The sequence below is a fragment of the Bradyrhizobium aeschynomenes genome (genome assembly GCF_013178945.1).
Lineage (GTDB): Bacteria > Pseudomonadota > Alphaproteobacteria > Rhizobiales > Xanthobacteraceae > Bradyrhizobium > Bradyrhizobium aeschynomenes.
On sequence record NZ_JABFDM010000001.1, the window covers coordinates 839,081 to 853,865 of the forward strand.

Annotated in this window: 13 protein-coding genes and 2 pseudogenes; 11 read left to right on the forward strand and 4 right to left on the reverse strand. The window is 62.3% G+C overall.

The window, feature by feature from the left end; all coding sequences use genetic code 11:
• The first annotated feature begins 9 nt into the window (after window positions 1-9).
• The 5 genes from HL666_RS03770 to HL666_RS03790 are packed head-to-tail and all read left to right on the forward strand — an operon-like array spanning window position 10 to window position 5,067.
• Window positions 10-1,092 carry a phytanoyl-CoA dioxygenase family protein gene (locus HL666_RS03770; RefSeq protein WP_246741462.1) on the forward strand — a complete coding sequence of 361 codons (1,083 nt, stop codon included), beginning with the start codon at window positions 10-12 and terminating at the stop codon, window positions 1,090-1,092.
• Between the two features lie 10 nt (window positions 1,093-1,102).
• A complete protein-coding gene (locus HL666_RS03775) occupies window positions 1,103-1,939 on the forward strand; it encodes an alpha/beta hydrolase (RefSeq protein ID WP_172179954.1) in 837 nt (278 codons plus the stop codon).
• Window positions 1,936-2,934 carry an NAD(P)-dependent oxidoreductase gene (locus HL666_RS03780; RefSeq protein WP_172179956.1) on the forward strand — a complete coding sequence of 333 codons (999 nt, stop codon included), beginning with the start codon at window positions 1,936-1,938 and terminating at the stop codon, window positions 2,932-2,934. The genes HL666_RS03775 and HL666_RS03780 overlap by 4 nt, the downstream gene beginning before the upstream one ends.
• A complete protein-coding gene (locus HL666_RS03785; protein WP_172179958.1) occupies window positions 2,915-4,045 on the forward strand; it encodes a 2-hydroxyacid dehydrogenase in 1,131 nt (376 codons plus the stop codon). The genes HL666_RS03780 and HL666_RS03785 overlap by 20 nt, the downstream gene beginning before the upstream one ends.
• A gap of 5 nt (window positions 4,046-4,050) precedes the next feature.
• Window positions 4,051-5,067: a quinone oxidoreductase family protein gene (locus tag HL666_RS03790; RefSeq protein ID WP_172180200.1), complete on the forward strand. Its 1,017-nt coding sequence runs from the start codon at window positions 4,051-4,053 to the stop codon at window positions 5,065-5,067.
• Window positions 5,068-5,101: 34 nt separating this feature from the next.
• On the opposite strand, the gene HL666_RS03795 is transcribed toward HL666_RS03790, so the two are convergent.
• Complete coding sequence (locus tag HL666_RS03795; RefSeq protein WP_172179960.1) at window positions 5,102-6,112, reverse strand: DMT family transporter; 1,011 nt, start codon at window positions 6,110-6,112, stop codon at window positions 5,102-5,104.
• Window positions 6,113-6,400: 288 nt separating this feature from the next.
• Between HL666_RS03795 and HL666_RS03800 the strand changes: the two genes are divergently transcribed.
• Window positions 6,401-7,378 (forward strand): LysR family transcriptional regulator, encoded by a 978-nt coding sequence (locus HL666_RS03800; protein ID WP_172179962.1) that lies wholly within the window; start codon window positions 6,401-6,403, stop codon window positions 7,376-7,378.
• A 13-nt stretch (window positions 7,379-7,391) separates the two neighbouring features.
• On the opposite strand, the gene HL666_RS03805 is transcribed toward HL666_RS03800, so the two are convergent.
• Entirely contained in the window at window positions 7,392-8,597 is a 1,206-nt protein-coding gene (locus tag HL666_RS03805; RefSeq protein WP_172179964.1) for an MFS transporter, read from the reverse strand.
• Between the two features lie 30 nt (window positions 8,598-8,627).
• Complete coding sequence (locus HL666_RS03810) at window positions 8,628-9,014, reverse strand: ectoine synthase (protein WP_172179966.1); 387 nt, start codon at window positions 9,012-9,014, stop codon at window positions 8,628-8,630.
• Between the two features lie 105 nt (window positions 9,015-9,119).
• On the opposite strand from HL666_RS03810, the gene HL666_RS03815 reads away from it, so the two are divergent.
• Genes HL666_RS03815 through HL666_RS03825 form a run of 3 tightly spaced genes read left to right on the forward strand, consistent with a single transcriptional unit; the run spans window position 9,120 to window position 12,834 of the window.
• On the forward strand, window positions 9,120-10,607 hold the full coding sequence (locus HL666_RS03815) for a class I adenylate-forming enzyme family protein (protein WP_172179968.1): 1,488 nt from the start codon (window positions 9,120-9,122) through the stop codon (window positions 10,605-10,607).
• A gap of 57 nt (window positions 10,608-10,664) precedes the next feature.
• Window positions 10,665-11,666 (forward strand): class I SAM-dependent methyltransferase, encoded by a 1,002-nt coding sequence (locus HL666_RS03820; protein WP_172179970.1) that lies wholly within the window; start codon window positions 10,665-10,667, stop codon window positions 11,664-11,666.
• Window positions 11,659-12,834 (forward strand): acyl-CoA dehydrogenase family protein, encoded by a 1,176-nt coding sequence (locus HL666_RS03825; RefSeq protein WP_172179972.1) that lies wholly within the window; start codon window positions 11,659-11,661, stop codon window positions 12,832-12,834. Before HL666_RS03820 ends, HL666_RS03825 begins: the two co-directional genes overlap by 8 nt.
• 28 nt (window positions 12,835-12,862) lie before the next feature.
• On the opposite strand, the gene gcvA is transcribed toward HL666_RS03825, so the two are convergent.
• On the reverse strand, window positions 12,863-13,801 hold the full coding sequence (gcvA, locus tag HL666_RS03830) for a transcriptional regulator GcvA (RefSeq protein WP_172179974.1): 939 nt from the start codon (window positions 13,799-13,801) through the stop codon (window positions 12,863-12,865).
• A 375-nt stretch (window positions 13,802-14,176) separates the two neighbouring features.
• On the opposite strand from gcvA, the pseudogene HL666_RS03835 reads away from it, so the two are divergent.
• Together HL666_RS03835 and HL666_RS34085 are read left to right on the forward strand one after the other, a co-directional pair.
• Window positions 14,177-14,382 (forward strand): annotated as a pseudogene (locus tag HL666_RS03835) (IS21 family transposase); the annotation flags it as partial.
• A pseudogene (locus tag HL666_RS34085) lies at window positions 14,379-14,711 on the forward strand (type VI secretion protein); the annotation flags it as partial. The pseudogenes HL666_RS03835 and HL666_RS34085, both read left to right, overlap by 4 nt.
• Window positions 14,712-14,785 lie beyond the last annotated feature (74 nt).

Here is a 14,785-nt window from a genome sequence, read left to right on the forward strand (position 1 = left end):
TTGGCCACCATGACCGTATCAGGTTCGCGCACGCCTGCGCTCGACGCAGCCGACGTCGCTCGCTTCCAAGAGCAGGGATATCTGGTTGTCCGAGGTGTTCTGGATGAGGCGGATTTCGTTCCCGTGAGACGTGAGTACGACGAGCTGCTGCGGGAGCGAGTCAGGACATGGCGCGCAAAGGGACTGTTCTCGGGCGGTGAGGATCATGGCGGGCTGCCGTTCCAGGAGCACCTCAGGCGGCTGGTCGAGCTTCCGGGATTTCCGCTTACGCTGCTTGCCGAGCTCGATATCACGTTGCCGCACATGCCGTTCTCGTTCATCCAGGATGACAGCGAGTTTCATGTCGGCCCCGGCGTGTTGTCGCTACTCCAGAATCCGAAGGTGTTGGATGTCGTCGAGTGCATTCTCGGATCCGAGATCAACGCAAGCCCGAATCAGCATTGCCGGATCAAGCTGCCGGCGCGAGAGGTCCAGCAGTTCGGCGGCCGGAAGGGCGAGACGATCTACGCGCCGACCCTCTGGCACCAGGACGCGATGGGCCAGCTCCCGCAGTCGAACGAAACGACCGTGCTGACGGTCTGGATTCCGACGACCGACGTCGACGAGGAAAACGGATGCCTGGCGGTCGTGGGAGGCGAGCACAATGACGACACGTTGCTGCCTTGGCCGATGGATGCCGCGCTGATCGATCGCCTTGAGAGGAACAGCATCCCGTTGCCGGTCAAGTTCGGCGATATCGTGCTGTTGCACAAGAAGGCGCCGCATGGCTCCAGGTTGAACAAGACGGCACAGGTGCGCTGGAGCTTCGACTTCCGCTACTACCCGGCGCATCAACCGACCGATCGGCCGTGGTTCCCGAATATCCGCGTGCGCAGCAAGGCAGATCCCGGTTCTGCTGTGGTCGACGCAGGAGCATGGCGGAAATCCTGGGAGGATGCCCGCGCGATGCTTGCGGGTCAGAAGCTGCCGCTACCAGGGCGGCGTGAGTTCGCACAGGTCGTCGCGGACGGAATGATTCGGCGGTGGGAGGCCGGCGAATATCCGAGCTTTCCAGTGAAGGACGTTGCCGCAGCTTCGATTCCCGCAGCCTGAGGCGTCTGAGATGGAGGGGACGGCGATCAAGTGGATACGGGCGGTGGATGGCACCGAGCTTGCCCTACATTACTGGGCGCCTGCCGAGCCCCGAGCTGCCCTGTTCTACATCCACGGCATCCAGAGCCATGCCGGATGGTTGTTCGAGACCGGGCCGCAACTGGCGGCCAGGGACGTGGCAGTTGTCGCGCTGGACCGTCGCGGATCGGGACGGAGTGGCGGCGAGCGTGGTCACGTCGCCACGCTCGAGCTTCTGCTGTCGGACTATCTGATGGGTATAAAGGCCGCGCGGGAAGTGGTGCCGGATGCGCCGCTGGCGGTGCTGGGCCAGAGCCTGGGCGGCAGCGTTCTCGCTGGATTATGCACCAGTGGGCAGTTGCGCGCGGAGGCATTGATTTTCTGCGCGCCGGCACTGGGGCAGCAGCGGGCTCGCCATGATCCGGAGAAGCTCGGCCGCTTCCGCGCGTGCAGAGGTCTTGGCCGAGTCGCGGTCACGCTCAAGGACGAGGACTACACGGAGGAGGAGGTCTATCTGCGCTTCATGTCGGCGGATGCCCTGATGCTTCGCGAGGTTACGGACAGCACGCGGTCGACGCTGGTGCATCTCGAAGACGCATACGCGGAGACCGGAGCGACGCTGAGGGTACCCACCTTCCTCGCGGCGCCGGAGCGTGATCCGATCATCGATCTCGCCGTTGCGCGCCGTTGGCTCGGCAGGCTGATCGGGCCCTATCGTGAAACGGTGTTCGCAACGAGGCATCACTATATCGAGTTCAGCCGGCAACAAGAGAGCTATTGGGACTGGCTTGCGGCTTGCGCGATTCCAGTCGAGGAGTTGCAGAGATGACCGACGGAGGACATCTTGCCGTATCCGGGTCGCCTCTGCACGATCGCCGCGTCGACATCGCCGTTCCGGATTGCGGCGGCAACCCGGTCATTGAAGCAGCTTTCCGGCGACACCTGCAGGGGCAGGCCGGCGTGCTCATACATCACGACCGTCCGGAGGACGCCGATGCGCTGGCACGGCGGATCGGCGACGTGACAACGGTGCTCCAGTTCTTCTCGGCGCGCCCGCTGTCTGCCGGGGTGCTCGAGGCGTCGTCGGCGAAGCGGATCATTGTGGCGGGCCCGATCGGCGCGAGCGTCGATCTCGATGCGGCCGGACGCAGGAACATGGCGGTGTACGAGACCCCCGGGCTGGCGTCAGCCTCGGTTGCCGAGTACACGATCGCGCTGGCGCTCGCCATTGGCAGGCGGATGACGGATGGGTGCCTGGAGCTGAGATCCGGACGATGGCATGCGAGCTTCGGCCGAGGGCTGTTCGGCAAGACGGTCGGTATCGTCGGGCTGGGCCGCGTCGGCGGCCGTGTCGCTGAACTGTGTAAGGCGTTCTCCGCGCGGGTTGTCGCCTGGAGTCCGTCGCTGACGGATGGACGAGCCGCGGAACTAGGTGTCCGGCGAACAGAGCTGGACGAGCTCGCAGCCAGCAGTGACGTGATCAGTCTGCATATGAGATTGAGCCCGACGACCAAAGGCCTGTTCGATGCGCGATTGATCGATCTGATGCGACCCACGGCGTTTCTGATCAACACCGCCCGCGCCGGTCTCGTGGATGGGGAAGCATTGCGGCAGGCGTTGAACGCGCGTCGGATCGCCGGTGCGGCACTCGACGTTTTTGAGGATGAGCCGATCGGACCGGGATCGCCCTGGCTCCAGACCGACAACGTCCTGCTGTCGCCGCACATGGCATGGATGAGCGAGGAGGCGCTGGAGGCGTTTGTCGGTGCCGCGGTCGATTTTGCCATTCGTGGAGACGACTCGCGTGTCCGTCGTGTTGTCTGAGCCGGCGCAAGCCCGAGTAGCTGGCGCCACGGTGTTCGTCGGCAGCGACCGGGTTCTCGGCGACACCTTGGACCACGCGGCCGCAGCCTTGGGAGCGGCAGGTTGCAATGTTATCCGCGGCCACGCCGAACCGCCGCCACACCGCACGCGCTACGCGCTTTCGACCGCCCGACGATACTTCGAGGCGGCATCAGTGCTCCTGATCAGCTCGCGGACCATCATCGACGCGGCGATGCTCGAGGTCGCGCCTCGGCTACACGCTGTTGTCTTTGCCTCGATAGGCACGGATTCGATCGATCTGCCGGCGGCGACCGATCGCGGCATCATCGTCGCAAACGGCGCGACGGCCGAAAACGTCGAAAGCCTGGCGGAGGCAACCGTGATGCTCATTGCGGCTCTCCTGCTGGACCTGCCGCGCAAGCAGCGCCAGTTCGCGTTGCGGTCCGCCCGTGCGCGGGCGGATGAACTGTCGGCGCGCATGGTGTCCGGCAAGACCATCGGGCTGATCGGGTTCGGCCGCATCGCGCGCTCCGTCACGCGACGGTTGCAAGGCTGGGGCACCGAGATTCTGGCTTATGACAGACATCCGGATGAGACGCCGGTCGCCGGCGTGCGTTTCGTCGAGCTTGACGAACTGCTGGCGCGCAGCGACGTCGTCAGCGTTCACTTGCCGCTGACCGCCGAGACGCGCGGGCTGCTCGGAGCTGCGGAGTTCGCGCGCATGAAGCGCGAGGCCTGCGTCATCAACACCTCGCGCGGTGGCATCGTCGACGAGGCGGCGTTGGCGCAGGCGCTTTCCGCCGGACGGATCGCTGGCGCGGCCATCGACGTCTTTGAGACGGAGCCTCCCCCTGTGGATCATCCGCTTCGCGGGCTGGAGAATGTCATCCTCACCGAGCATACGGTCGGCTGTACGCGGGAGCTGTTCGCCTCGCTCGCGCCGACCGCGGTTGAGAACGTCATGCGCGTGATCCAGGGGCGGGATCCGCTGCACATCCGCAATCCGGCCGCGCTGCTCCGCTGGCGCGAACGATTTCGGCGCCAGTCGGCGCAGCAGGCCTGGCCTGGCGGCGACACGAATCTGCAGTACGGGACAGGGGAGTACCGATGACCGCGATGCCGTCGAAGATTGCGGGCCGCACCGACGCGCTCGCCGAGGACACGGAGGTCGTCCTCATTCGTCAAACCGGGGGACCGGAGGTGCTCTCCGTGGAGCAGTCGAGGCTCGATCCGCCAGGGCCGGGCCAGGTGAGATTGCGGCAGACCGCCATCGGCCTGAACTATGTCGATACTTACTACCGCACCGGGCTCTACAAGACGCCGCTGCCCAGCGGCATCGGCTTCGAAGCCGCGGGGATCGTCGAATGCCTCGGAGAAGGGGTGGCCGGTCTGCGGCCCGGAGATCGCGTCGTCTACGCGATTGCAAGCCTGGGCGCCTACGCCCGACTGCGCAACGTTCCCGCTGAGCGGCTGGTGAAGGTGCCCGATGACATCACCGATCATCAAGCCGCCGCCATCGCGCTTCAGGGCATGACCGCGCACTATCTGCTTCGGCGCGCCTATTCCGTGCAGCCCGGCGACACGATCCTGGTGCACGCTGCCGCCGGCGGTGTCGGTCTCATTCTCTGCCAGTGGGCGGCAAGTCTCGGTGCGACCGTCATTGGAACCGTAGGCACGGAAGAGAAGGCCGAGCTCGCGCGCGCCAACGGATGCACCCATACGATCCTGTATCGGAGCGAGAATCTGGTCGAGCGTGTCTGCGACCTCACCAAGGGTGCGAAGCTACGCGTCGTTTACGACTCGGTTGGCCGCGATACTTTCGTGAGCTCGATGGATTGCCTTCAGCCGTTCGGGCTGCTGGTCTCGTTCGGCCAATCCTCCGGGGCGATCGGGCCCTTCGAGACGCGAATTCTCGCCGAAAAGGGCTCGCTATACCTGACGCGGCCGACGCTTTGGACGTACATCGCACGTCGCGAGGATCTCGTGGCGTCTGCTTCGGAGCTGATGGCTGCCGTCTCGCGAGGAACCATCAAGCCGAGGATCAGCCAGACCCTTCCCTTGATGGAGGCGGCCCAGGCGCACCGTGATCTTCACAGCCGCAAGACGGTCGGAAAGACGCTTCTCATCCCCTGAGCAGCATCTGCCGCGGCCCTTGCCGGATGATCGGCTATTTCCTGTCCATGGCACGGGCCTGGGCGGCAACGATGAGCACGCCGATCACGACCAGCAGGCCGCCGGCCGACTGAATCGGCGACATCCTCTCGTCCAGCCCTAGATATCCTGAAACGACGGTGGCCACAGGGCCGAGGGCGCTGATCATCGCGACGCGGCTTGCGCCGATCCGGCGCAGCGCCTCGGCCATCATGAAGACCGGCATCACGGTACTGAACAGCGCCATGCAGAGGGCGAGCAGGTAGACCCGGGTGGGCAGCACGAGCGCGCTCAGCGGGCGGAGTGCCATGAACTGAACGATGCAATACACGCTGGCCGTGGTCGTGGCATAGGCCGTGAAGCGTATCGAACCGAGCCTCGGCACGACTTCGCCGCTTCCAACGAGATAGACCGAGAAACTCACCGCGCTCAGCATGACGAGCAGCGCACCGAGCCAGAAATTTTCACTGCTCTTGTCGAGCTGCCCCGAAAGAACCAGCGCGACACCGATATATGTAATCGCCAGCGCGATCAGCTCGCGCCGGGTAATCGGCTTCCTGAGGACGACCGAGGAGATCACCACCACGATGGTCGGATACACGAACAGGATCAGCCGGCCGACGCCGGCGGCGACATATTGCAGCCCGATCATGTCGAGGAAGCTTGACAGATAGTAGCCGACGAAGCCCAGGGCGGCGAGCGCCATCGCGTCGTGTGCGGTGATTGACGGAAGCGTCCGGCCGCCGGAAGGCCCCCGATACAGGACAACCGCAATGACGAAGAAGGGCAGTGAGAAGATCATTCTCAGGGCCAGCAGCGTCACAGGATCGCTCATGTCCTCATAGGCGAGCTTGACGAATATCGCGCGAAGGGAAAACGCCACCGCCCCGATCGCCGCCAGCGCTACGCCGACAATATTGTGTGTCCTGGACACGGTCGTCGTTGACGCGCCGGGGCCGAGCGCCTCCGGCGCAGGCCCGAGCGGCCGCGAGATTGCGAGGTCATGTCTTTCGGAGATTCCGGCCATAGTCCGTCTCACTGACTCCCAGGTGGCGGCAGGATGATGAGCCCTGCCGGAGAGCGCCAACGCTTTTTAGGCAAGGCACCCTTCGCGTTCGACGAAGGTCCGCCGGCCGCTACGGCGAGACATCGGACATCGAAGATCACTCACGCCCAGGAGGGATTTACGGTCTCTTTCGACCTTGACCGGGGTGTGGTGGGTCAGGCTTACTTACGGTAGTGCCGCGCACTGGCTGCGCGGGGGGGCGGAGATCGTCGGGAGGATCGCTCATGGCCCACGGGAATTGAAGGACTGATGCGACAAATCAACAATCTCATCCGGCGTATCGATCTGACGTCGCTCCAGCTCTTCGTCGCGGTGTGCGAGGAGGGGACGCTGACGCGCGCGGCGTCGCGGGAAAACATTGCCATGAGCGCGGTGAGCAAGCGCCTTGCGGAGCTTGAAGAGGCGCTTGGAACCGACCTCTTTGTCCGGCACTCCAAGGGCATGATGCTGGCTCCCGCCGGGGAATCCCTGCTGCATCATGCGCGATCGATGCTGACGAGCGTCGAGAAGATGGGCGCGGAGCTCGACGAATACCGCATGGGCATCAGGGGCCACATCCGGATGCTCGCGAACGTATCGGCCATCGTCGAATTCCTTCCCGACGACCTGCCGGCCTTCTTCGCGACCCACAGTCTGGTCAAGATCCACCTTGAGGAAAGACTGAGTGCGGGTGTCGTCAAGGCCGTCGAGGAAGGGTATGCGGAAGTGGGCATCTGTGTGTCCACGACCAACAGCCGTGACCTGTTTGCGCGTCCCTATCGCAGCGACCGGCTTGCGCTGGCGGTGCCGCAAGATCATCCGCTGGCCGATCGGGCACCGATCGATTTCGTGGAAAGCCTGGATTTTGATCATATCGGCTTTCACGCCGATAGCGCGATCTACACCCGTTCGCGCGCGGCAGCCGCGGAGGCTGGAAAGGCGGTCAATCTGCGGATCAACGTACCGAGCTTTGATGCCATTTGTCGGATGGTGCAGTGTGGCCTGGGTGTCGGGTTGATCCCGGATCGGGCATTCGAAGTGCTGGCTTCGGGCATGGGCATCAAGGCGATTCCGCTCAGGGACGACTGGGCCTATCGGGAATTGAAGATCGTGACCCGCGATCCCGCCGGGCTCTCGACCGTGACCAAGATGCTCGTTGAGCATCTGGCGCAATCGGGCGGCAATCGCGCGCCTGCGTCAACGGCGGCAGCTTCGGTGTCGGCGCCGAGCCCCCGCCACGGTCGATGACGCGGCGGGGACATCATCGTTGGTCCAGCCTGACCGTCGGGGCGGTCCGGCGAAGCCAGATCGCCGCGACGAGCGGGCCGAGCAGGCCCATGAAGAGCGACAGCGCGACAATGACCGTGCCGGCGCCGTAACGGCCGGCGAATACGCTGACCAGGAGGCCGGCGAGAGGTTGGGACAGGTTGTTCAGCATGATGATCAGGCCCGTCGTCTTGCCGAGATCTTCCCGGGGAATGATCTTCATGCGCAGGCTGCGAATGAAGACACTGAACATCTTGTCGAAACCGACAACGAGAACGAAGCCGAGCGCGTAGACGTGGGCGTGGGAAGCCAGTCCGGAGACGGCGCCGCCGGCAAAGATCATCGCATAGCTGATGACGCCCAAGACCTGCAGGGACGCAGGCGCATGCGCGGTGGCGAACAAGATGACCACGGTCGCGATCGCGCCTGCGGCCTGAAGAACGGCATAGTAGGAGTCTGTTTCTCCGTGGACACCGGTCACCATTGCCGCTGACGTTGCGAGGGTCACGCCAATGATGAGGTTGACGGCGGCTGCGAGAAGGACGGTCTCGACCAGGCCCGGTCGTCCGATGACGTGCCGAAGTGCGGTTTTCAGCGGCAGTGTCCAGCCGCTTGGCGCCGGCGTCGGTTCGGCCAATGTCGGCCGGACGAATCGCTGCCAGATGATCATGGCGCCGTCAGCCGCCATGAACAGGGCGGTCGTCGAGATCACCACGTATTCCCAGGACCATAGCTTGAGAAGACCGGCGGCGACCAGCGGCCCGAGCACCATGCCGAGCTGATCGGCAATCTGGGTGTAGGAGGCGACCTTCTCGAACCTGTGCCGATGAAAGACTTGAGGCAGCAGAACCTCGCGCGCCATCAGCCCCTGCGTCGTCAGAACGCCGCAGGCCACAGATATCCCGATCAGCCAGCCGATTCCGCCGAAGCCCGCGTAGGCGATCATGCCTGCGAAGCAGGCCACGGCACGAAGCTGCTGACTAATGTGCAACAGCGCCAAAGGGGATTTTCGATCGCACAGCACCCCGCAGATCGGAAACGACAAATAGCGCGGCAATGTCTCGAGCAGGAATGCCGCTCCCGACCAGGCGACGCTGCCGGTCAACTGGAAGATGACGAGCGGGACCAGAAACAGAAGGATCTGGTCCGCGAGCCGTGAGAGGAAGAGAGAGTAGAAGAAGGCTTGATGCTTCAGTTCCAACGAGCAACCCCAACCAGCTGATGAACCGCCTTAGTAAGACGATCCGCTGTCGGCGTCGAGATTGTGCTGCTCGTGACCGGCAAGGGGCGGATTGAACACGCTCACCAGCACCAGATCCTGCGTCGGGCCGCCGCGCAGATAGTGTTCGTCATGTTCGTTGAGAACATAGATGCTGCCCGGGCGGAGCCGATACACATTGCCTTGCATGTCCTCGACTTCACCTTCCCCCGCGATGCAATAGCATGCTTCCAGGTGAGATCGGTATTGCAACCTTGATACTGTGCCGGCGCGAACCACGGTATGGCATACGGCGAAACCCATTCCATCGCTCGCCGTCAATAGCCGGTGGCTCGTGCCATTTCCCCACTCGACGAACCGGCCTGTTTTTTCGACTTCTTCGAGATCGCGTACAAACATGTTTCCTCAGTCATTTTGCACAACACGACGTGTAACGGAATTCTCCTACCATGAGCTGCGACTCTTTGTTATAAAAACTCATCCAGAGGTTGCGGGAGCTTCCGAGTGTGCCTTTTCCATCACTATATTGAACGCAGTGTTCGAGACTGCCCAGAGAAGATCGCGGTGAAGATCGATGGCGCGTGCGCGACCTATCGCGAGCTGGATGATATCGGCAATCAGGTCGCCGGTCGTCTCGTCGATGACGGCATCCGTGCTGGAGACAGGGTCGCGATCTATGGCGTGATTTCCATCCGTTTGCTCGGTGTTGTTCTCGGCATCTTCAAGGCCGGTGCAGTCCTCGTGGGAGTTCATCACACCTTCGGGCTCCGAAAGCTGATGTTCGAGCTTCGGGACTCCGGTGCTTGTGCGGTGATCACCGATCGGGCGGCCGAATTGCGGGAGCGCCAGTTAGATTATACAATCTATAGTTGTAACGATGATTTTTCTGCTGCCGTGCCAGAACGCGACTGCTCGTTTTGCCGGGAGGTGCGGGAAGAGGATATTTCAGTCATCTTCTATACGTCGGGCTCGACGTCGCGCCCGAAGGGCGTCGCCGTCAATCACAAGAATATGATTGCGGCGTTCGAATCGGTGACCGGCTATCTCAGGAACACGTCCGAGGATGTGGTTCTGAGCTATTCGACCTTGGGCTCCGACTACGGCTTCTATAATGTGATGATGCCGCTCATGTTCGGAGGGACCGCGCTCGTCGAGCGCGCGTTGCCGGACGATCCCGATGAGATCATCGATCTCATCGATGCCCACGGCGTGACTGGGCTGCAGGTGTTTCCTCCCTTCATCTTCCATCTGTTAAAGGCGAGCGCGCTGGGAAGGCGCGCGCCGAGATCGCTGCGTTATATCTCCACGAGCGGGCAGGCCCTGCCGGTGAAGCATATCCGCCGCTTGCGAGAGGCGTGGCCGGGCGTCCAGATCTTCTCGAATTATGGGCTCACGGAGTGCAAGCGCGTCTCGTTTCTGCCGCCCGACGAGATCGATCAACGGCCGCAGTCGGTCGGCCGGGCCATTCCCGGCGTGCGGACCTATCTGTTTGCCGAGGATCGCTCCCTCGTGACCGAGCCGGGGCAGGTCGGCGAGCTCGGTGTTGCCGGCGACCTGCTGATGCAGAAATATTGGAACATGCCGGACGAAACCTCCGCCCGAATGATTGAGGGGGCGGCCGGTGAAGCTCGGGTGTTCCTGACGGGCGACCTATTCCGCGTCGATGGCCAGGGGTATCTCTACTACGTCGCAAGGAAGGACGACGCTTTTGCGCGGAGCGGGTTCAAGGTCAATCCGCGAGAGATCGAGCAATTGCTGATGGCCCACCCCGCGGTTTCGGAAGCGGCTGTAGTCCCCGTCGCCGACGAATCCGTCGGACATCTCCCCAAGGCATTGATCGTTGCGGAGCAGGCGACGTCCATCACGAGCCACGAACTGGTCGAGTACTGCACGATGCATCTCGATTGGCACATGGTGCCCGCCTTCGTGGAGTTCGTACCGGCGCTGCCGCGGACCGCGTCGGGAAAGACCGCGACCCGCGCATTGTCCTGATCCCCATCCTCATCCTCATTCTCATCCTCGGCCCAGCATCAGTGGAGGTCTTCGGGCATGACCAATCGACCTGCGACCGACGTCGACGCCTATCTTCAGCAATCTTCGATGATCAGATTGGCGCAGCAATTCGAGCAGTTGGCGACCGGAGCGGCACAGGTGCCGCGGCAGCCAGTGCTGACGCGGATCCGCAACCGGATAGCGGATACCGACGTGCTGGAGTATCACGACCGGCTGGTACCGAAGGCGGGACCACTGTTCTCGCATTTCCTCGCCAGCATTCCAGGCATCCTCGAGGAAATGTCGCGCGTGGGCGTGGCGCTGAGCCGTCTGTCGAGGCAGCGGGCCGAAAGCAGCGGTCGGCCCTGCCTGCTTTATGAGATCGATGCCTTCGACGGTTCCAACGGACGCACGCTTGCTGCGTTTTCCGGCGGCGCGGTCAAGACACTGACTTGTTCTCCGAACAGGGCGAACGAAGAGCATTTTGAGCGCTTTGCCGATCCGGCCCTGTCGAGATTCATTCCGACGTCGTTCCTCAAGCTCGACGGGGACGTACTTCGCACGCTGGTGGACGACGAGGATTTCCATGGCGGCTTTGACTATATCTACGAAACGGCCGCCTTTCAGTTTTACGGCAAGGACCGCGATTTCCAGATCGAGCAGGGCTGTCGCATGCTCAGGGACGACGGGCTGGTCTTCTTTCTCGAAAAGCTCGATCACACCGACCGCCTCGAGTACGAACGACGGGAGCGCGTCAAGGACGAGCAGCACAAGGCGCACTATTTTACGCCCGAAGAGATCGAGTGGAAACGGCAGCAGATGCTGCTGCGCATGTATGAGGGCGAGGTTCTCCTCGACGAGCTCGTGAGCTCGATTGGACGACACTTCTCGCACTGCTATCTGTTGTGGAATAGCACGAATTTCTACGAGTTCGTCGCCTCGAACGACGGGCAGCGCATCGAGGAGTTCGTCCGCCTTCTCGGCCCGCCCTTGATTGAAGATCAGTTCGTCTTCGAGCGGCCAATGTTGCGAAAGGTGCTGGAGCGTGCGCATGGATAGGCTGGACGGGACGGTCTATTGGGGAGCGGACCAGCCGTCGCTCGCGACGCTCTATGCGAGCGTCGAGGCGTTGTTGCCACGATGGCACAAACGTGCGGAGGAAGCCCGCAGGCTTGGGAAGCTGCCGCGCGAGTCCGTCGATGAGCTGTTCGACGCCGGATTGCTTCAGCTCGCGATGCCGAAGCGTTTCGGCGGCCTTGAATTGGATTGGCCTGTCCTTGCAGAAGTTGCAAGGCTCGCGGCGCGCGCGTGCCCTTCGACAGCATGGATCGTGGGCCTCGTTGGAGGACACATTCAGATCGTATCGCGATTTCCAGCGGAGGCGTTGAACGCGGTCTTCCGCGGCGGAGCTCGTCAACTTGTCACGACAGGATCGGCGACGGCGGCCGGCGGAATATCGCGGGACGGTGGCGCATATCGGGTCGATGGTCGCTGGCGGCTCGGCTCCGGCGTGGACTATGCGACATGGGTGATCGTGTCCGGCTCATGCCTGCATCCGTCTCGACGCGACGCCCGGACGGTTATGGCGCTGCTGCCAGCCATCGACATCGAGATCGGCGATGATTGGCAGGCCATCGGAATGGCAGGGACCGGGTCGCGCGACATCATTATCCGCGATCGTTCGCTTTCAGAAAGCTGGGCGCAGCCGCTGGACAATGTTCTCGGGCGTTCGGCGGAACGCGGCGGTCACTACTTGCAGTCGGTTTCTCTTATTCCCTATCTGACCAGCGTGATCGTCGGTCCTCTGCTCGGCTGTGCGGAGGGAGCGGTGGCGGCGGGACTTGCGATCATGCGAGAGCGGCATGGACGGCAGCCAAACGGGAACCAATGGGCGTTTGCCATGCGCGCCGGCGAGATCATCGCCGATATCGAATGCGCACGGCTTTTGTATCGCAGCATTTTATCGAGACTGCATGAGGCGGGCTGCAACGGCCGCGATCTCTCCGATAGAGACTACGCAGCGATCAAGCGCGACCGGGCCAGGCTGACCCGCTTATGCATGAACGCCGTGCAACAGCTGATGTCCCAGCTTGGAACTTCCGTCATCGCGCAGACGCACCCGGTGCAGCGCCACTGGTGCGATCTCCAGGTCATGGCTGCACACATGGATGTGAATTGGGATCGCGCGATGGCGGACTACGGCACGGCTCTTCTTGTGCAGCTCTGAAAACAAGTGATTGAATAGCGCCGTTGACCTAGGGATGGGATCGCCGGATGTATTTCTTGATCGCCTCCATCGTTTCGATACCTTCATTTACGATCCAGTCGCGAAAGCGTGCGATCTCGGGGCGCCGCGCGGCGGTGTCCTGACAGACCAGATAGTAGGACATTGGATTCGAGAGGCGCGCCGCAAATGGCGCCATCAGTCGTCCTGATGCGAGTGCAGAGATGACCAGCGGCGTTCGGCCGATGGCAAGTCCCAACCCATATTCGGCCATCTCGAGCGCGAGCGCAGAATTTTCGCAATGAAATCCTGAAGTGGTATCGAAATCCTCGAGTCCGGCCTCGACCTGCCAAGCTTGCCAGTCCGTCGGCCGAACGATGGTATGGACCAGTGAATGGCGACGAAGCAGGTCTGATCCAGCAGGAAGTGCGGCTTCGCGAAACAGGGTGGGCGAGCAAACGGGGAACAGCTCTTCGTTCATCACGAACGTCGAATGGAGCCCCGGCCAGGATCCGTAGCCTAGCCGCAAGGCGACATCGATATCCTCTCTCGTAAAATCGACCAGGCGGAACGACGTTGAGACGGCGACGGCGATATCCGGAAACTGTTGCCGAAAGCCGATCAACCTTGGCGCCAGCCATCTCTGTGCGACGGTCGCCAGAAAGCTGGTTCTAAGTTTCAACGCGCTATGCGACGTCAGCCCTGTGACTGCCGACGAAATATCTGAAAATGTTCGGCAAAGTACGGGAAAGAGTTGCTGGCCGTTTTCTGTCAACTCTACGCCGCGGCCAACGCGGCGGATCAGGCGACGACCAAGTGCGTCTTCCAGAATCTTGAGCTGCTGCGTCACCGCAGCTGGCGTTACGCAGAGCTCGTCGGCTGCTTTCGTGACACTGAGGTTGCGAGCTGCTGCTTCGAAGGCGCGAAGCGCGTTCAACGGGGGGAGGCGAGGGCGCATCTGCCAGACCATTCCGAGAAGGCTCGTCCAAAACTCAACGCAGATCGAAAGCCCGCTGCAGAAACGGGCTCTATTGCTTGGCTCTAGCGATGGGCGCCAGCGTTGACTCACGGTTCAGTTTCCGTTGGAGTCCTTTGTACGGCGAGTGCCCTCACCTTTCAATTGTGTGGTAATAGAATACAATCTTAAGATGGAATCAAGAGTTTCAAGTGAGGTGGCTTCATAAGACGCCAGTTTTGTTTTCGCGAGCTGCGCTGCCGTGGCCGATGCGCCTGTCCATCTGATCAAGGCGTATTGTTTCCTTCCAACAAACATCTGTTTCGGATCGATGCCCTCCGCGGCAAGGGCCGCCGCGGCTTCGAACAAGTGATGGAAGCCGCGGTTGGGGTGCTGGTGGTGTCGACGATTGCGAAGATCCGTCGCGCCTATTTTGTTCATGGTCAACCGGTCAAGGCGATCTGCCGCGAGCTTGGCGTATCGTGCAAAGTAGTACGCGAGGTCATCGGTTCCGAGGCAACGAAGTCCGATACGAGCGAGAGACGCAGCCGCTTCCGAAGATGAGCCTCTGGAGTGACGAGCTTGACCGGTTTCTGGTGAACGGCTGTTCGCCCCGGTGCGGCGCGTCACGGTGAAGGCGCGGATCGCTAGGCACAAGGGCCGGGCGTCCAGGTCAGCGCCCCTGGCGGCGCATCTCACCTATCTCAAGAGGGACGGGGTCACTCGCGATGGCCAGCCGGCACGGATGTTCGACGCCGCGGGCGATCAGGCGAATGAGGCTGCGTTCGAGGCGCTGGGCAGGGGTGACCGGCATCATTTCCGGTTCATTGTCTCTCCCTAGGACGCAGCCGACATGGAGAACCTCAGAGCGTTTACCCGCGATTTGATGCGGCAGATGGAGGCCGATCTCGCGACCAGGCTTGAGAGTCGGGTCTCTGGGGAATTGGTCTCCTCGGCTGACAACGCTTGTCCAAATTATCCTGGGATCAAGCGAGCCGA